The following is a 16,582-nucleotide window of genomic DNA, read 5'->3' on the forward strand; positions in this document are numbered from 1 at the left end:
GCACTCAGATCGGTGCGCACAGGGGTGCTCCCGTATCCGGATGTTCAACGGCCTGCTCTATCAGGTCTGCCAGCTTGAGGGCACGCGAGGCCTGAAGGCCATCCACCTCAGGGGTTCCCCGGCCATGCACGCACTGAAGGAAGTGCTCGAGCTCGGCATAGAGCGGTTCGATCGAGGTGGTGCTCACCTCCTCGATGAAGCCGTCATTTCGATACAGCAGCTCACCGTGATCGGCGGAGTACCACTCATGGGCCCGGCGATGGATATGCAGGGTGTGGTTAAGGAAGTCCGTCTCCACCAGGCTCGAACGGCAGTGAGCACTGAGGCTGCGGATTTTGCGGTGGCTCATCTTGCTGGCCGTGAGGCTGGCCACTACACCATTCTCGAAGCCCAACGTGGCGTTGACGTAATCGATCGGGCCTTCGGCACTGCGACCACCGGCAGCGGCAAGCCGCACCACGGGTGCTTTGGCCAGCTCCAGCACGAGGTCGATGTCGTGGATCATCAGATCCAGCACAACGGAGACGTCATTGGCCCGATCGGAATGGGGGCTGTGGCGACGCGCCTCGAGAACCACCACCTCTTCGTTGGCTACCACCTTGGTGAGCTCACGGAAGGCAGGATTGAACCGCTCGATGTGGCCCACCTGCAGCAGACATCCGGCCGCTGAAGCGGCCTCGATCAGCGCGGTGGCTTCGTCCTGACTGGCCGCAATCGGCTTTTCAATCAAAACGTGCACACCCGCACGCAGACAGGCCAGACCGACGGGATGGTGCAACAGCGTGGGAACCGCGATGCAGACGGCTTCCACCTCGGAGAGCATGGCGTTGTAGTCGGCGAACCAGCGGCAGCCGAATTGCTCGGTAGCGAGCTTTCCGCGCTCAGCATCCGGATCCGCGACTCCCACCAGATCGGCATCCCGCAGAAGACTGAGCACCCGAGCGTGGTGCCATCCCATATTGCCGATGCCGATCACCCCGACCTTGACTGGGGCCATAGGGTCGGAAGGCATCAGCACAGGCGGTCGATTAGGGCAAGACTATCGGCCTTCAGTCGGATTCATCCTCTGAGCTGGGGAGAACAAGCCGGACTCGCTCGATCCGCGGCCCTGCCATGGCTGTGATCTCGAACTGAAGGCCGTTGAAATGCAGCCCTTCCCCTGCGGATGGAATGTGCTGGAGCCGCTCCAGCAGGAAGCCCGCCAGGGTGTGATGCTCATCAGCCTCGGGCAGATCGAGATCGAGCTGTCGGTTGAGCTCGAAGATCTCCAGATCTCCGGCCACCAGCCAGGCACCGGGGCAGTCCTTCTCTTCGAGCAGATCCGGTTCGTCGGTCTCACCGGGATCCTCATCACCAACGATTTCTCCAGTGAGATCCGCTGCGGTCACCAGACCCTCGGTGCCGCCGTGCTCATCCACCACCAGCAGAAGCGGTTGACCGCTGCGGATCATCGGCAGCAGCTCCGCCAACGTGCAGGTCTCCAGAACGGGCACCGCAGGCAGGAGGTAGGGCTCGAGCAGCGAATCGGCCTGGAGCTCCCCCCGTGCGATCGGTTCAGCCATCTGACGGAGATCCAGCACGCCGCGCACGTCATCCAGCGACTGGCCGATCACCGGGAAGCGGGCGTGACGGGTGTGATGGACGGCCTCCATCATTTCCGCGAAACGGACCGTGGCCGGCAGGGTGACCATCCCAGAGCGCGGCACCATCACCTCCCGCACCTGGGTGTCCCGCAGGGCAAAGACACCTTCAAGGATGTTTTTCTCGTCAGGGAACAATCCCGTCACCCGACCGGATTCCACCAAGGTTTCCAGCTCTCCAGCTGAAAGGGCTGGCACCAGCACATCCCATTGGGGGGCCAGGCCGAGCAGGCGCATCAGCAGCCCGGCCAGCGCCTCGAGCAGGTTGAGCAGCGGAGCCAGACAGCGCATCACCACCTCCAGCAGCGGCACCAGTCGCAGCGCCGAGGATTCGGGACGGTTCAGCACCCAGGCCTTGGGCAACAAACCAGCCACCAGCGTGGCCAGCAGCACGATGCCTAGGAACAAGGCTGTGTCGCGCCAAGCCACACCCAGAGACCCATCCGACCAGAGCCGCGCCCCTAACCCGCGGCCAGCCCAGCCAAGAGCCACCAGAGCGAGGGTCGAACCCAGTTGAGACACCAGCAAAGCGCGCCGCAGGCGTCGCTGGAGACGCTGAATGGAACGGGCCCCGGCTTGCTCTTCCTCCACCAGCACTTCAACGCGGCTGGGGCGTAGCCGAAGCAGGGCCACCTCTGCAGCCGCGAAGAAGGCCGGCAAAACCAACAGAACAGCCAGCAGAAAAAGCCGCATCAACAGGGAGGAATGGGGGTCGCGAGGATCGAACTCGCCTTAGGCGAATTATGAGTTCGCTGCATTCACCAGATTGCTAGACCCCCTAAACAGAGTGTTACCACGGGGGAGTCGCGTCGGGGAAGTGATCCGCCGTGGGCGCGTCCGGCCAGGCTTCGATGGCTTCGGTGGCCGCCAGGATGCCGTTGAACCCGCTCGAAATGTCCTGGGTTCGCATCGGCAGCGGCGGACTCTGCTCCTCCAGCAGAGCTCCCGTCGTGTTCTGCAGTGCGGACCCATCCCAAATCAGCGACTGGTCAGGGAAGCCGAATCCCATGAACCGGTTCCCCTCGATACCGCCAACCGCAATCCCCAGAACATTGGACAATTGATGCAGAGGGTTCACGCCCCGGGCCATGGGCGAGGTCCAGGTGTAAAAGCGGCGGTTGATGAGCTCACTGGTGGTCTCCGTGGGATGACAAACCGTGACTTCGACGGGAGCGGAACCACTACCGAGCGGAGGCGCCTCAACTCTGGTGGTGCACACCAACGGGCTTGCCATCACCGATGGACCAGCGAGGAGGAGGCTCGAGCGAAAGAACGGCCACAGCAGCACCGGACGAAACAGCTCTAAGCGCAAACTAAGGACATCTGCGAAGCGTGGCCAGTCCCATGTCTGAATCGTCGAGTGTCCCGACTGAGCGCGAGCAACTGCTGAACCGTCTGGCCACCCTGGCCTACCGACGTGGAGACTTCACCCTTGCCTCAGGCCGGAAGAGCGAGCACTACGTGAACTGCAAACCCGTAAGCCTGAGCGGTTCCGGCCTGGCCCTGATCAGCCGGGCGATGCTCGCTCACGTGGAAACCGATGCGGTGGCCGTGGCTGGTCTCACCCTCGGAGCAGACCCACTGGTCAGCGGTGTAGCCATGGCCGCCGCCGATCGAGGTCGGGAGCTTGATGCGCTGATCGTGCGCAAGGAAGCCAAAGGCCACGGCACTGGAGCCTGGCTGGAGGGTCCGCTACCAGCCCCCGGGACCCTGATCACCGTGCTGGAAGACGTTGTCACCACAGGAGGTTCCTCTCTCAAGGCGGTCCGGCAGCTGCGCGACGCCGGTTACAAGGTGAACCGAGTCGTCACCATCGTCGACAGGGAGGAAGGGGGAGACGCCGCCATGACGGCTGACAATCTTGAGTTGATCAGCCTTTACAAGCTGTCTGAGATCGCCGCCTTCACGCCGGCATGAGCAAGTTGTTTTGGGACGCCCAGATCCCCTGGCTGCGGATGAACGGAAGCGGAGCACGCCAGTTTCTTCAGGGGCAGACCAGTGCTGACCTCAACGCACTCCAATCCGGCGAACTGCTTCAGACCTGCTGGCTGACGGCAACGGGACGCTTGCGGGCCGTGCTGGAACTTCGTTTCGATGCAGAGGGGGCCGATGTGGTCGTTCTGGCGGGAGAGGCCTCTGCCGTTCACGCTGGATTCGATCAGGTGATCTTTCCAGCCGATCGGGTTCGCCTCCAACCCCTGGCCCAGTTGCGCCGACTGCAGTCGCTGGAGCCCAACGCTGCAGCCGTGTGGTGCGATCCGGAGGCGGCACTGCCAGAACCCTGGGCATCAGGAGAACCAGCCACCGCGAAGGCTTTGGAGCACTGGCGGCTCCAAAGCGGATTTCCCCCGGGGCCCGGTGAACTCAATGGCGAGACCAACCCCCTGGAACTGGGACTCGTCGCGCAGATCAGCACGGAGAAAGGCTGCTACCTGGGCCAGGAGACCCTGGCCAAACTCATTGGCCAGGCGGGGGTGAAGCAACAATTGCGCTGTTGGAGCTGCCCCAGTCCGCTGGCAGCCGCCACCAAACTCACGCTGGATGGCGAGCGAGCCGGGGTGATTACCAGTGCTCTCGAATGCGACGGCACTTGGCTTGGGCTGGCCCTGGTGCGACGCCAATGCCTGGCCAGTCCAACGCTGGAGGGACCCAACAGAGAACAACTCCAGATCCGCAAACCTTGGGCTTTTCAGGATCCCGACGCCTGATCTTGTGCAAGCAACCAAGCGGCAACGGCCCAGGTGGCCAGACAGTCGTCACGGTTGTAATCAAAGATCCAACGCAGGCCGTGACTGTTGCCGCGTCGACCAGGTCCCTCGCCCTGCCACTGCCGCCACCAAAGCAGGGCGCGGGCGCCGTCCACACCTGCCTGACTCCAGTGAAACCCCCGCCAACCGGCCACGGCCTTGAGGCCATAACTGGCCAGGGGCAGGCGCCAGTGATGCCGCACCCGGGCATGCACATCCACCAACCGCTGACGAAGCTGCAGCACCTCGGCCTCAGCGGCACCCTGCCGCTCGGCCATACGCCTCAAGGCCAGGCTTTCTGTCTCCCCGTAATGAAGGATCGGCCAACCCCGATAGCGATTTAGCAACCGTTGCAAACGGAGCCAGCATCTGGCTTCACCGTGCTCCGCCAAGGCCAGGATCGGGTGGTACGCCACTGTCTCCAGATCCCAGTCCCCGCTTTCGCTTCTGGGCAATACCAGGAAACCGTGAAGGAAATCGTGACGGGCGTCGGGATCTGATTCGATGTCGTAAAGCAGCACACCCTGGCAGTCCTGCAGTTCCGGAAGCACCGGTGCGGCGTCCAAACGGTCCACCCGTCCATCGCGCTGCGCCCGGGCCTGGGCCACCAGGGATGCGGCCACCTCACCGTGCTGATCCCCAAAGCGTTGCAGCCGCTCGGCGAGCTGCAACGGATCAGCCGCGGCCAGATCGGAGAGGCCGCGAATCCCAAGCTCCAGCAACATCTCGCGCCGCTTGGCCCCGATGCCGCTGACCTCACTCAAATGCCCTTCCTCATCCGCCACGGCATTGCAGGCCAGCCGCCAGCTGCAAAGTGAGCACTTGCGCCGGTCGGCGGCCAGAGGAGGCGGGTCGGGCCGCTCGAGATCAACACTCAGTTTCCGCAGCGCTTCGGACAACTGTCGGCGCAGGCCACTGGAGAGATTCAGCCGCTCCTGTTCCAAGCGCCGGCCGCCACCGCCGAGGACCAGCATGGACGGGACTTCACCCTGCTGCTCCTGCTCAAGCAGCAGAGCCATCAGCGCCAGAGGCAATTGATGTTCCCGGGTGGTGCGGCGGCCCTGACGGGCGAGCACGGGTTGATAGGCGAAGTCGCCCCAGCGGCTCTGGCCTTTGACCCGCCGCAGCAGTGGAGGATGCGCCTCCAAACGCTCACCGGATGAGCCAAACCCCTTCAGGCGCAGACCCACCACGGCCTCGGCACCTGCAGCACAGGCGGCGAGGCCATGGCCTGGCTTACGGGGCATCAAAGCCACAAAACTGCGCTGCTGGTCGTCCAGCAGCAGATTGCGATGGGCCGTCCAGCGCCGCTCGGCTGGATTCCCGTGGCGATCGAGCCAGGCCTTGCGACGGCAACGCAGCCAACTGCGCAGCAACCGGTCGGTGAGGGCGTTGTCGGCAGGCGGGGTGTCACCCATCCGCCGACCCTACGGCTGCCAGCTGCTAGATCCTCTGAAGTGCAGGCTGTGCCATGGCATCGGCTCCCCTCCCTCTGAGTCCAGCTCCGATCAAGTTCGGCACCGATGGCTGGCGCGGGATCACCGGCGTCGACATCACAGTTGAGCGGTTGTTGCCCGTTGCCGCTGCCGCGGCTCGGGAGCTTGCCCATCGCGCCCCCGAGGATCTCAACAGTCGAACGGTGGTGATCGGTTACGACCGGCGCTTTCTGGCTCCCGAATTGGCGGAAGCCATCGCGGCCGCGGTGCGAGGCTGTGAACTCGAACCCCTGCTCACCGACACCGCTGTACCCACGCCGGCCTGCAGCTGGGCCGTGGTGGAGCGCAAAGCCCTGGGAGCATTGGTGATCACCGCCAGTCACAACCCGCCGGAATGGCTGGGGCTGAAAATCAAAGGGCCCTTTGGTGGATCGGTCGAAGGAGACTTCACGGCCGCTGTCGAACGACGCCTGGCCGCCGGCGGCATCACGGCACCGATCAAAGCGGAAGTCCCCCGGTTTGATGGGCGCGGCGAGCATCTCGAAGGGCTGCGCCGCAAGCTGGATCTGAGCGCCCTGGTGCATGGCCTCAAGGCCATCAACCTGAAGGTGATCGTCGATCCGATGCACGGATCAGCAGCCGGGTGTGTGACAGAGCTGCTCGGCCCTGAAGCTGCCGGCGTTGTGGAGGAAATCCGCAGCGAACGTGATCCCTTGTTTGGCGGTCATCCGCCAGAACCCCTGGCGCCCTACCTCGGGGAATTGATCACAGCGGTGAAAGCCTCAACCGCCGCCGGAACTCCTGCTGTGGGACTGGTGTTCGACGGCGATGGTGACCGCATCGCCGCAGTGGATGAAACCGGCCGGTTCTGCAGCACCCAGCTGCTGATGCCCCTGTTGATCGATCACCTGGCCCGGGCCCGCCAGCTGCCAGGCGCCGTGGTCAAAACCGTGAGCGGCTCCGATCTGATGCGTCTGGTGGCAGAGGCCCAGGGGCGCAAGGTTCTGGAGCTCGCGGTGGGCTTCAAGTACATCGCGACAGAGATGCTGGCCGGGGATGTGCTGATCGGCGGCGAGGAATCCGGTGGTGTCGGCTTCGGCATGCACCTGCCAGAGCGGGACGCCCTGTTCGCAGCGATGCTTGTGCTGGAAGCCTTGGTGGAAGGAGAGCAACCCCTGGGCGCGCGGCTGGATGCACTCCAGCAACAGCACGGAGGCAGCAGTCACTACGACCGACTCGACCTGCGCTTGGCCGACATGGAGGCGCGCCGACGGCTCGAGACGCTGCTGGACCAGAGCACGCCCTCGACCGTCGCCGGAGCGGAGGTGCTGGAGGTGATCAGCACCGACGGGATCAAACTGAGGATGGGACCGAACCACTGGTTAATGCTGCGCTTTTCCGGCACAGAACCGCTGCTGCGGCTCTACTGCGAAGGGCCTGATGCCGATCGGGTGAAGAAGGTGCTCGCCTGGGCCAGACAGTTCGCGGAGGCCGCATGAAGACACTGGTGATCGCCAGCGGCAACGCAGGAAAGATTCGTGAATTCGAGGGCTTGCTGCAGGCCCTGCCCGTCACCGTGCGACCCCAGCCCGAAGGTTTGGAGGTCGATGAGACAGGCACCACCTTTGCCGCCAATGCCCGGCTCAAGGCTCAAGCGATTGCAGCCGCAACAGGGGAATGGTCTCTGGCCGATGATTCAGGCCTCAGTGTGGATGCTCTCAATGGCGCTCCGGGGGTTCATTCCGCCCGCTACGCCCCCACGGATCCAGAACGGATTGCCCGGCTGCTGCAAGCCCTTGACGGCTCAGACCAACGCCAGGCCTATTTCTGCGCCGCGCTCTGTGTCGCCGCTCCGGACGGCGCCATCCTGCTGGAGGTGGAAGGCCGTTGCGACGGCTTGATCACAGCCGCACCCCGGGGAGATCAGGGTTTCGGCTACGACCCGATCTTCGAAGTCGCTGGAACCGGCCGCACCTTCGCCGAGATGCCTTTGGCAGAGAAAAAGCAGCACGGCCACCGCGGAAAGGCCTTCAGCCTCCTGGAACCCAAGCTGCGCCAGTTGCTCGGTGCATCCTGAAGAAGAACCACGGATACAAAGGCTCCTGGAGCATGGTCTGTACGGTGAGACCTGCCGCTGACGAGGTCCATGGCCATCGCCATGACCACGGGTTACAGCGCGCAGACCGAGGGCGCTCTTCTCTGCATCGAAGCCGCCTCGGACTGGGCCTTGACTTGTGTGAATCAACTGGCTGTCGCAGACAGCCATGTCCTGATCGATTACGGAGCTGCCGACGGCGGAACTGCTGTAGGGCTCTGGAATCAAGTGCTGGATCGCCTGCATGCCAACCAGCCGAGTGCTCATCTGACGCTGATCGGGAACGACTTACCGAGCAACGACAACCTCGCTCTGGCAGAAAACCTGGCCCTGCAGATTCCCCGGGATCCGAAGCCAACAGTTCTGGTGAGTGCCCGCAGCTTCTACGAGCCCTCCGTGGCCCCGGACAGCGTGAGCTTCGGCTTCTCCGCAACCGCCATGCACTGGCTGAGCGCTTCGCCCGGACCACTCGATAGCCACACCCATGTGCTGGCCTCCGGTGATGCGGATGCCCTTCAGCGTTTCACCGCCCAGGCGATGAAGGACTGGAACTACATCCTCGAACTGCGTAGTCGCGAGCTGAAGGTGGGCGGGCGACTGCTGACCGTGAACCTCTCACGCGATAACGAAGGACGCTATCTCGGTCACAACGGCGGCGAAACCCGCAATGTGCACGACCAATTGCACCAGATCTGGCGCGGCATGGCCGAGGAAGGTCTGATCAGCGCAGAGCAATACAAAAAAGGCACCGTTTTGAATTTCTACAAGTCCCCCGAGGAGTTCATGGCTCCGCTGAAGGACGAGAGCAGCGCCGCTTACCGCAACGGACTGCGCCTCGTGGACGAGAGGACGGTCTATGTGAAGTGCCCCTACAGACGCCGCTGGGACAACAACGGTGACACGACCGCTTTCGCCGCCGGCTTAATGGCCACAATCCGCAGCTGGAGTCGCCACAGCTTCGCCAGTGCTGCCGGGGACACCGCTGCAGACACGGTGTACGAGCGGCTGCAACAGCGCATCGCCGAAACCCCCAGCGAATGGAGTCTCGACTACGTCGAACACCACCAGATGATGGAAAAGGTGGCCTGATGAGCAGCAGCAAGAAAGCATCGCCGACCGTGTCGGTGCTGGCGGAACACGTCTCCGACCACCTCTCGGTGTTCGTGGTGGCGGAAAACACTGATGCCAAGCGCCCCGCCAACGGGGGCCTGCGCCTGCTGAATTACCCAAGCGATGAGGCCTGCATCGCTGATGGACAGCGGCTGGCGGGGTTGATGACCCACAAGCACGATCTCTACGGCACCGGTTTTGCTGGAGGCAAGATCGTCGCCCGGGCAGCGGAGCCCGCTGCGGTCAAGGATGAACTGATCAGCGTCACCGCCGAGCTGCTGGAGTCGCTCGATGGCGCCATGATCACTGGCTGCGATCTCAACACCAGCCTGGAGGACATGGAGCGTCTGACGGCGCTCACACCGCATGTGCTGGCGGCGGTCGGCAGCCCAGTAGACGCAAGTGCCGCCACCGCCCATGGCACCCTCGGCGCCGTGGAGGCAGTGCTGGAGAAGGACCTCAACGACGCCCATCCCGGCCGGGCCCTAGTGCACGGCTGCGGTGCCGTCGGCGGAACGGTGGCCCGTCATCTCGTCGATCACGGCTGGACGGTGTTCACCGTGGATCTGGATCGCGAGAGAGCCAGTTTTCCCGGAGCGACGCCTCTGCCGGAGAGCTGTGCCTGGTGGGAACTGGACCTCGACCTGGTGCTGCCCTGTTCCATCTCCGGGTTGATCAACGCCGAAATGGCGACGGCCTTGAAGACCCCCGCCGTGGTTCCTGCAGCCAATGCCCCCTTCCAGCAACCGCAATTAGCAGACGACCTGCGTCGCCGCGGTGTGCGGGTACTGCCGGACCCCCTTGTGAATGCTGGCGCCGTGATCGCCGATTCGATCGAGCGGTTCTCCCCCGATGCCTGGAAGGATGCAGGCGCCACGGACGTCTATGCCTTCGTACGCGATGAGGTGCGCCGGCGGGCCAGTGACTATCTCAATCAGCGCGAACAGGGTTTGTCGGTTGGGGCCGCCCTCGAGGAAGTGGCGGCGACACCCTCCACCGATCCCATCGGCCTCAGCTTTGGAGATAGCGAATGAGCACGCCCTCCTCACTGCCCAGCCGCGCAGCGGTCGTGATCGTCGGCGGCGGCATGGCGGGCCTGAGCTGCGCTGCATCCCTTGCCCGCCGCGGCGTGCGCGATGTGGTGCTGCTTGAAGCCAAGACTCTGGCCCACGCCAAGGCCAGCAGCTACGGCGAAACCCGGATGTTCCGGGAGATGTATTCCGACCCGGTGCTCTGCCGTCTGGCCCAGGAGGCCAATCGCCTTTGGCGGGAAGAGGAAACTCACGCCGGCGAGCAGCTGAGAGAGACCCACGGCCTGCTCTTCTACGGCGAAAGCTGGGATGAGGAAACGATCGAGGGATCGATCCCCGGGGCCCGCCGGGTCATGGACGATCAGGGAATCCCCTATGAGGCCCTCAATGCCGAACAGATCGCTGCCCGTTTCCCGCTGAAGCCAAAGACGGGTTTCACTGGCCTGTTCGAACCCACCGCCGGTGCCGTGCGCAGCGACAAAGTTGTCACCCACTGGATCAATACCGCCCGTAACGCCGGCCATCAGCTGATCGAGCACTGCCCAGTGGCCGGACTTGATCCCGATGGTGGAGGCGTCACCCTGCAGAGTGGCGAGCACATCGCCGCAAGCCAACTGGTGGTGGCCTGCGGGATCTGGAGCCAACTGTTGCTGGCCCCCCTCGGCTTGGCACCGAAACTGGAGGTGTGGCCGATGCTTTGGGCCCACTACACCGTCAACCCAGCACTCGCTGATCGCTACCCCCAGTGGTTCTGCTTCCAGCAAGAACGAGGCGACGATGGTGGCCTGTACTACGGCTTCCCCGTGTTGAGCCAAACGGCGGATGGCCGACCCCGGATCAAGGCCGGTATCGACTGGGCCCCAAGAGAACTGCGGGTCGCCGCACCCAACGCCATGGCCACCGAGCCACCAGCTCGACTGGTGGAGCTGCTCGACACCTTCCTGTTCAACGAATTGGAGGGAGTTCAGGAGCGAGTCGAGACCGTGATCAGCCCGTACTCCATGGCCAGCGATGTGAACTTCGTGCTGGATCGGCTCACCCCAAAGCTGAGTCTGTTTGCAGGGGGATCCGGCCAGGCCTTCAAGTTCGCTCCCCTGATTGGTGATTCTCTGGCACGCCTCGCCAGTGGTGAACAACCTGCAGTGGATCTCTCCTGCTGGAGCCACCAACGCGACGCCGTCCGAGCCTGACCTTTCACCCCTCATCCGATGTCTGACAACCCCGCAAACCAGCGTTCCTGGTGGCAACAGCCCCCTCTTTGGGTCGGCGCCATCCCCCTGCTGATTTTTCTGTTGGTCTCGGCCATCGACCTGGCTCTGGCCAAGCATTTCACTGAAACCGGCAAAGCCGTGATCAGTGATGCCCTGGGGGGAGTTTGGCAATGGATGGTGGTGCTGCTGTTTCTGATCGCGCTGATCCTTGCCATCAGCCCCATCGGCAAACTCCGGCTTGGCGGAGCGGACGCCAAGCCGAGCTTCAAATTCTTCGATTGGTGCGCGGTGCTGATCTGCACCCTGCTGGCGGGAGGTGGTGTGTTCTGGTCCGCTGCCGAACCGCTGTATCACTTCCAAACAACATCACCGGTGTTTGAAGGGATCGAGCCCAGCACAGCCGCAGCGGTGGATCCCGCCCTGGCGGTGAGTTTTCTGCACTGGGGTTTCCTGGCCTGGGCTCTTGTAGCCACCACCACCACGATCACCTTTTCGATCCTCGAACGACGCGGTGAACCCCTTCGTCCCCGCACCCTCCTGGTGAACATCGTGCCGCGCTCCTGGGTGGATGGCCCGATCGGTCACCTGGCGGATGGTTTTTCCGTGGTGGCCGCGATCGCGGGGACCGTTGGCCCCTTGGGCTTCCTCTCGCTGCAGCTCAGCAATGCCGCAGGGCAACTGCCCTGGCTCACCGACAGTGCCGGCCTGCAATCCCTGGTGGTAGTGCTGCTTACGGCCGTCTTTGCAACATCCACCGTCAGCGGCATTCAAAAAGGCATCAAGTGGCTTTCGGAGCTCAATGTGTGGCTCACCCTGGCCATGGCGGCGGGCCTGCTGCTGTTGGGCCCAGGCCTCTGGCTGATTCAGCACTTCTTCAGCGGCTTCATCACCTACCTGATCCATCTGCCGCAGATGGCCCTTACACCCAATGCAGTGCCGGCGAACTGGGTGAATGGCTGGACGGTGTTCTACTGGGGCTGGTTCCTGGGCTACGCGCCCTTGATGGGGCTGTTCACAGCCGGCGTCAGCCGAGGTCGCAGCATCCGTGAACTGGTGCTGGCAGTAGCCATCCTTTGTCCGATCGTGACCAACCTTTGGTTCACCCTGCTGGGGGGCACCGGATTGCATCTGGAGTTGGCCGGTGGCGGCATCAGCGAAGCCCTCGCCCAAAACGGAGCCGCCGCTGCACTGCTGACCATCCTCAGCCAGCTGCCCCTGGCCGGCCTGCTGATTCCAATCGGCCTGCTGCTGGTGGTGCTGTTTATGTGCACCAGCGCCGACTCGATGAGTTACGCCGCGGCCATGGTGGTGAGCGGCCGCAACGAGCCCCCTGCTCTACTTCGCCTGTTCTGGGCCTTGATGATCGGCAGTCTCACCTTGGTGCTGCTGCGCATCGGCACGGGCCTGGGGGACAGCACCTCCATCGACGCACTTCAAGCCTTCATCGTGATCACCGCGGTACCGGTCACCCCGCTGGTGCTGGCAACCCTTTGGTCAGCGCCAAGGCTGGCCTGGAAAGAATGGCGGCGGGGCACGGTCACTACGCAGTGATCCCGATGCCAATCAACGCAGGCAGTAATCCAATTTGAGGGTGAGGCTCTGACTTGGCTTGGGAGCCTCCGCAGGCTTGAAGCTTTCCTCCCCCATGCGTGCAGCCATCGCCATGGGCCGATAGGTCGATCCACGCTGGTCAATTAGCAACAACTCCACCTTGCGCAGGCCGAGAGCCCGAGCTGTGGCCTGGGCGCGACGTTGCCCCGTCTCGAGAGCTTGTTTCAGCAACTGATCCGCCAATGAGGCGCGGCTATCGCTCGACGCCAAGGATGTCATTCCCTGCAGTCGAACCCCCGGCAAACGACCTGCGGCCTGGATCAGCGCGTCGTAATGGTCACGGCTCACCTCGCCCGTGATGGTGGTGCTCGCCCGCTCCAGCCGTGGTCCCGACGTGCCTCGCCCAACGGAGTAGCTGCGGGGTGCAGGGATCGTGAGCCGGCCTATCGCCAGGGGCTGAATGACCTGACGCGCCTCTGCCAACCGGGCGTTAAGGGCGCTCGTCGCAGCGTCCTTACTGGCATGTTCAGCGTCGAGCCCGAGCGAAAAGCGAAAACGATCACTGCGGCTGGTGCCACGCTCATTCACCTGGATCTGAAGCAGGGTGCCATTGCAAACACGCTCTGCAGCCAGCAGCGGGGATGGCGCCAAGACATTGAGCCCGAGCAGAACGGGCGCGACGACCTTCGCAGCGCTCCAGAAACGAGAAGTCATGCCGAGCCTTCTGTTGGGATCTCCATGCTGGCGAGCTTGGAGCGGCAAACCCTGCTCAACCGTGACCGGCATGTGTCAAGCCGTGACTGAACCCGCCGCCCAGCTCCCATGCAGGCCATGGGGAACAGCCAACGGCAGCTCAAGCACCGCCACCTCCGACAGATCACGGGCGTTGAGGATCACAAGATCGGATGCGGCCCTGGCCCCGTTCCAGACCAGATCGAGCACCCAGCCGTCGTCCTCTGCCTCAGCACCGAGACGACGCACCATCAACGGCTCACTCACAAAGCCCCTGGGCGCCGCACTCCAGGTGTGGGTCTCCCCGGAGTGCAGATCAAGTTTCTGGATGGCCTGCAACGGATCGTTGCCCCTCTCCCGCTCCGCCACCGCCATCCAGGCGAAACGGGCACTAAGGCCTTGACGCTCGGGGTTAACCATGGCGAACTCACAGGTGCGCTCGCTGATCCGCTCGGTCTGCACCGATTCCCGACTGAGATCGAGGCAACAACGGTGCAGGATCCCCTCCGGCACTGTGTCGAAATTCACCTCAGCGAAATCCTCATCAGGTCCGATGGACGGGAAATCGTCGTAGACGATGCTCTCCACCACAACGTGATCGCCATCCTCAAAGGCATTGAGGTGATGGAAGACGAAACCGTCGGGAGCTTCGAGGATGCGGGGCTTCTGACCAGCGAAGCGACCGGAATCACGGGGAATCAGCCAGAAACGCCCCTTGCCGCCGGGTTGAGATGCCAGGCACTGGGCCGCACCCTTTTCGCCGGTCACAAACGGCAAGGGATTGAAGGCGATGGCGTTCTGGAGGAACACCGCCCAGTTGGGGGTGATGGCGAAATCGTGAAGGAAGGCGAAGCCGGGGAAGCTGTCGGAACGGTCGTGCAGCAAGGTGCCGGCCTCCGGGCCATCGGTGGCGAACTCCATCAGACGGATGGTGCTGCGGGGCCCGGTCTTGACCCCGAAGGTGACCATGCAGGGCCGTCCGTTGTGGCCGGGATCGAAGCGGGGGTGAGCACTGAAGGCCTCGCCCTTTTTCAACACACCATCGAGGCGTGACAGGCCACGGGTCTCCAGGCTGCGGGGATCGAGCGCATGGGGTTCCGCCGCCTCCCAGAGGGCCAACAGCTGATCACCCAGACGCACCACGTTGGTGTTGGCGATGTTCTTCAAGCGCAGGTCAAAGGCGTTGGCCAGCCGACCACCCGGCTTCTGACTGCCGAACACGCCTCGGTAGAGAACCTTGCCGGCCTTCTCCTCCGCCAGCCAACCCTCAGTGCGCACAAAACGGTTGCTGAGGGAGACGCTGCCGTTCTCAAACCGCATCGCCGCGATCATGCCGTCGCCATCGAAGGGGTGATGCACGCGATGCCCATCCCGCTCAAGACGGCCGGGGCCATTGCGATAGAACGTGCCCTGAAGTTCGGCAGGAACCACACCACGCACCGGCGTCAGCGCCACGTCGGTGAGTTCCTGCTCAACGTTCACAAAGGCGCTGGCCCAGTCGCTGCGGTCGTAGCTGCGGGCGGGGGCGACGGTCACGGGCGAACGATCAACGTTCGCCCATCCTCTCGTAAAGGACTGTGAAGCGCGGAGCCGAGCTCAGCTGGCACCAGCCTGTTCCAGCACCCCTTTGCTGCTGGGTATGGCGCCGGCCCGGCGTGGATCCACCTCCGTGGCCATGCGCAGGGCCCGGGCAAAAGCTTTGAAGCAGGCTTCAACGATGTGGTGGGAGTTGGCCCCATCCAGCTGACGGATGTGGAGGGTCAGCCCGCTGTTGTTGACCACCGCCACGAAGAACTCCTTCACGAGCTCGGTGTCGTAGGTGCCGATCTTCTGGCTGTGGATCGCAAGGCTGTAGCTGAGGTGGGGGCGACCGGAACAATCCAGGGCCACCTGAACCAAGGCCTCATCCAGCGGTGCCACGAAGTGACCGAAGCGGTGGATGCCGCGCCGATCCCCCAGGGCCTGGGCCAGGGCCTGCCCCACAGCAATGCCCACGTCCTCATTGGTGTGGTGATCGTCGATGTGGGTGTCTCCCACCGCATTGATCTCCAGATCGATCAGGCCATGGCTGCTGATCTGATGAAGCATGTGGTCGAGAAACGGCACACCGGTACTGGCCTGACACTGGCCGGAACCGTCCAGATCCAGACGCACCTTCACATCGGTTTCACCAGTGACCCGATGGATCGTTCCCTGACGTGCCATCACCCGACCTTCAGTGCCCTCATCGTGCCTCACATTCCGGTGACGCAATAGCCAGCATCCACGTAAATGGTCTGACCGGAGATGCCACTGGCCAGATCGCTGAGCAGGAAGGCAGCGGTGCCGCCCACTTCCATCTGGGTGACGGTGCGACGCAGGGGGGCTTTCTCCTCCACGTTGTGGATCATCTCGAGGATGCCGCCAATGGCGGAGCTGGCCAGGGTGCGGATCGGGCCGGCGCTGATGGCATTGACGCGCACCTGCTTCTCGGGACCAAGCTCTGCCGCGAGATAGCGAACGGAGGCCTCCAGAGCCGCTTTGGCAACACCCATCACGTTGTAATTGGGGATGGCCCGCTCAGCGCCGAGGTACGAAAGCGTGATCACACCAGCCTTTTCGCTGAACAGCGGCTTGGCATGGGCACAGAGAGGGGCCAGCGAATAAGCACTGATATCTAGGGATCGCGCAAAACCTTCAGCGGTGGTGGCGCTGTAATCACCAATCAGCTCTTCCTTGCCGGCAAAGGCCAGGCAGTGCACCAGACCATCGAGAACGCCCCACTTCTCCTTGATCTCCCCAAAGACCTCAGCCATCTGGTCGGCATCCTGCACATTCAAAGGCAGGAAGAGGCTGGGCTCCAGGGGAGCGGTGAGTTCGCGCACCTTGGCCTCAAAGCGGCCTTTGTCATCAGGCAGGTAAGTGATGCCAAGTTCAGCACCGGCCGCCTTCAGCTGCTGAGCAATGCCCCAAGCGATCGAACGGTTGTTGGCGATGCCGGTGACGAGAATCTTCTTGCCGGTGAGATCAAGCAGCATCGGGACAGACCG

Annotated in this window: 16 protein-coding genes and 1 tRNA gene; 8 read left to right on the forward strand and 9 right to left on the reverse strand. The window is 63.4% G+C overall.

From position 1 onward, the window contains the following. Nucleotides 1-4 precede the first annotated feature (4 nt). The 4 genes from FZX09_RS09795 to FZX09_RS09810 all read right to left on the reverse strand — a co-directional run bounded on the left by FZX09_RS09795 (nucleotide 5) and on the right by FZX09_RS09810 (nucleotide 2,874). Nucleotides 5-1,012: a Gfo/Idh/MocA family protein gene (locus tag FZX09_RS09795; protein ID WP_226402356.1), complete on the reverse strand. Its 1,008-nt coding sequence runs from the start codon at nucleotides 1,010-1,012 to the stop codon at nucleotides 5-7. Nucleotides 1,013-1,049: 37 nt separating this feature from the next. Then, entirely contained in the window at nucleotides 1,050-2,333 is a 1,284-nt protein-coding gene (locus FZX09_RS09800; RefSeq protein ID WP_226402358.1) for a hemolysin family protein, read from the reverse strand. Nucleotides 2,334-2,346: 13 nt separating this feature from the next. Then, nucleotides 2,347-2,419: transfer RNA gene (locus FZX09_RS09805), tRNA-Ile, on the reverse strand. An 11-nt stretch (nucleotides 2,420-2,430) separates the two neighbouring features. Further along, nucleotides 2,431-2,874 carry a hypothetical protein gene (locus FZX09_RS09810; RefSeq protein ID WP_226402360.1) on the reverse strand — a complete coding sequence of 148 codons (444 nt, stop codon included), beginning with the start codon at nucleotides 2,872-2,874 and terminating at the stop codon, nucleotides 2,431-2,433. A gap of 110 nt (nucleotides 2,875-2,984) precedes the next feature. On the opposite strand from FZX09_RS09810, the gene pyrE reads away from it, so the two are divergent. Beyond that, the gene (pyrE, locus tag FZX09_RS09815; RefSeq protein ID WP_226402361.1) at nucleotides 2,985-3,557 is read left to right on the forward strand and encodes an orotate phosphoribosyltransferase; all 573 of its coding nucleotides are present in this window, start codon (nucleotides 2,985-2,987) and stop codon (nucleotides 3,555-3,557) included. Further along, entirely contained in the window at nucleotides 3,554-4,348 is a 795-nt protein-coding gene (locus tag FZX09_RS09820; protein WP_226402363.1) for a glycine cleavage T-protein, read from the forward strand. The genes pyrE and FZX09_RS09820 overlap by 4 nt, the downstream gene beginning before the upstream one ends. Here FZX09_RS09820 and FZX09_RS09825 read toward each other — a convergent pair. Beyond that, on the reverse strand, nucleotides 4,330-5,805 hold the full coding sequence (locus FZX09_RS09825) for a TM0106 family RecB-like putative nuclease (protein WP_226402365.1): 1,476 nt from the start codon (nucleotides 5,803-5,805) through the stop codon (nucleotides 4,330-4,332). The genes FZX09_RS09820 and FZX09_RS09825 overlap by 19 nt on opposite strands. 53 nt (nucleotides 5,806-5,858) lie before the next feature. On the opposite strand from FZX09_RS09825, the gene FZX09_RS09830 reads away from it, so the two are divergent. From FZX09_RS09830 to FZX09_RS09855, 6 genes are all read left to right on the forward strand, one after another. Beyond that, on the forward strand, nucleotides 5,859-7,322 hold the full coding sequence (locus FZX09_RS09830; protein ID WP_226402367.1) for a phosphoglucomutase/phosphomannomutase family protein: 1,464 nt from the start codon (nucleotides 5,859-5,861) through the stop codon (nucleotides 7,320-7,322). Continuing rightward, nucleotides 7,319-7,900 (forward strand): RdgB/HAM1 family non-canonical purine NTP pyrophosphatase, encoded by a 582-nt coding sequence (rdgB, locus tag FZX09_RS09835; protein ID WP_226402369.1) that lies wholly within the window; start codon nucleotides 7,319-7,321, stop codon nucleotides 7,898-7,900. Before FZX09_RS09830 ends, rdgB begins: the two co-directional genes overlap by 4 nt. 69 nt (nucleotides 7,901-7,969) lie before the next feature. Beyond that, nucleotides 7,970-9,007, forward strand: coding sequence for a class I SAM-dependent methyltransferase (locus FZX09_RS09840; RefSeq protein ID WP_226402371.1), 1,038 nt, complete (start codon nucleotides 7,970-7,972; stop codon nucleotides 9,005-9,007). After that, nucleotides 9,007-10,062 (forward strand): Glu/Leu/Phe/Val dehydrogenase dimerization domain-containing protein, encoded by a 1,056-nt coding sequence (locus FZX09_RS09845; protein ID WP_226402373.1) that lies wholly within the window; start codon nucleotides 9,007-9,009, stop codon nucleotides 10,060-10,062. Before FZX09_RS09840 ends, FZX09_RS09845 begins: the two co-directional genes overlap by 1 nt. After that, nucleotides 10,059-11,249 carry an FAD-dependent oxidoreductase gene (locus tag FZX09_RS09850; protein WP_226402375.1) on the forward strand — a complete coding sequence of 397 codons (1,191 nt, stop codon included), beginning with the start codon at nucleotides 10,059-10,061 and terminating at the stop codon, nucleotides 11,247-11,249. The genes FZX09_RS09845 and FZX09_RS09850 overlap by 4 nt, the downstream gene beginning before the upstream one ends. A gap of 18 nt (nucleotides 11,250-11,267) precedes the next feature. After that, nucleotides 11,268-12,821, forward strand: a complete 1,554-nt coding sequence (locus tag FZX09_RS09855; RefSeq protein ID WP_226402377.1) for a BCCT family transporter — start codon at nucleotides 11,268-11,270, stop codon at nucleotides 12,819-12,821. A gap of 12 nt (nucleotides 12,822-12,833) precedes the next feature. Here FZX09_RS09855 and FZX09_RS09860 read toward each other — a convergent pair whose 3' ends face one another. From FZX09_RS09860 to fabI, 4 genes are read right to left on the reverse strand one after another with little or no spacing between them, the layout of a single operon-like run. Beyond that, a complete protein-coding gene (locus FZX09_RS09860; RefSeq protein ID WP_370624232.1) occupies nucleotides 12,834-13,607 on the reverse strand; it encodes an SIMPL domain-containing protein in 774 nt (257 codons plus the stop codon). 3 nt (nucleotides 13,608-13,610) lie between these two features. Beyond that, nucleotides 13,611-15,089 (reverse strand): carotenoid oxygenase family protein, encoded by a 1,479-nt coding sequence (locus tag FZX09_RS09865; protein ID WP_226402379.1) that lies wholly within the window; start codon nucleotides 15,087-15,089, stop codon nucleotides 13,611-13,613. A gap of 60 nt (nucleotides 15,090-15,149) precedes the next feature. Beyond that, nucleotides 15,150-15,758 carry an imidazoleglycerol-phosphate dehydratase HisB gene (gene hisB / locus FZX09_RS09870; RefSeq protein WP_226402381.1) on the reverse strand — a complete coding sequence of 203 codons (609 nt, stop codon included), beginning with the start codon at nucleotides 15,756-15,758 and terminating at the stop codon, nucleotides 15,150-15,152. A 29-nt stretch (nucleotides 15,759-15,787) separates the two neighbouring features. Then, complete coding sequence (fabI, locus tag FZX09_RS09875) at nucleotides 15,788-16,570, reverse strand: enoyl-ACP reductase FabI (protein WP_186541725.1); 783 nt, start codon at nucleotides 16,568-16,570, stop codon at nucleotides 15,788-15,790. Between the last annotated feature and the right edge of the window lie 12 nt (nucleotides 16,571-16,582).

The organism is Synechococcus sp. MU1643 (assembly GCF_020514095.1).
Classification (GTDB): domain Bacteria; phylum Cyanobacteriota; class Cyanobacteriia; order PCC-6307; family Cyanobiaceae; genus Parasynechococcus.

Coding starts and splice junctions, on each gene's coding strand:
- FZX09_RS09840 (WP_226402371.1), top strand. CDS start 7,970: ATGGCCATCGCCATGACCACGGGTTACAGCGCGCAGACCGAGGGCGCT.
- FZX09_RS09825 (WP_226402365.1), bottom strand. CDS start 5,805: ATGGGTGACACCCCGCCTGCCGACAACGCCCTCACCGACCGGTTGCTG.
- fabI (WP_186541725.1), bottom strand. CDS start 16,570: ATGCTGCTTGATCTCACCGGCAAGAAGATTCTCGTCACCGGCATCGCC.
- FZX09_RS09850 (WP_226402375.1), top strand. CDS start 10,059: ATGAGCACGCCCTCCTCACTGCCCAGCCGCGCAGCGGTCGTGATCGTC.
- FZX09_RS09830 (WP_226402367.1), top strand. CDS start 5,859: ATGGCATCGGCTCCCCTCCCTCTGAGTCCAGCTCCGATCAAGTTCGGC.
- pyrE (WP_226402361.1), top strand. CDS start 2,985: ATGTCTGAATCGTCGAGTGTCCCGACTGAGCGCGAGCAACTGCTGAAC.
- FZX09_RS09845 (WP_226402373.1), top strand. CDS start 9,007: ATGAGCAGCAGCAAGAAAGCATCGCCGACCGTGTCGGTGCTGGCGGAA.
- rdgB (WP_226402369.1), top strand. CDS start 7,319: ATGAAGACACTGGTGATCGCCAGCGGCAACGCAGGAAAGATTCGTGAA.
- hisB (WP_226402381.1), bottom strand. CDS start 15,758: ATGGCACGTCAGGGAACGATCCATCGGGTCACTGGTGAAACCGATGTG.
- FZX09_RS09820 (WP_226402363.1), top strand. CDS start 3,554: ATGAGCAAGTTGTTTTGGGACGCCCAGATCCCCTGGCTGCGGATGAAC.
- FZX09_RS09810 (WP_226402360.1), bottom strand. CDS start 2,874: ATGGCAAGCCCGTTGGTGTGCACCACCAGAGTTGAGGCGCCTCCGCTC.
- FZX09_RS09855 (WP_226402377.1), top strand. CDS start 11,268: ATGTCTGACAACCCCGCAAACCAGCGTTCCTGGTGGCAACAGCCCCCT.
- FZX09_RS09800 (WP_226402358.1), bottom strand. CDS start 2,333: ATGCGGCTTTTTCTGCTGGCTGTTCTGTTGGTTTTGCCGGCCTTCTTC.
- FZX09_RS09860 (WP_370624232.1), bottom strand. CDS start 13,607: ATGCCGGTCACGGTTGAGCAGGGTTTGCCGCTCCAAGCTCGCCAGCAT.
- FZX09_RS09795 (WP_226402356.1), bottom strand. CDS start 1,012: ATGCCTTCCGACCCTATGGCCCCAGTCAAGGTCGGGGTGATCGGCATC.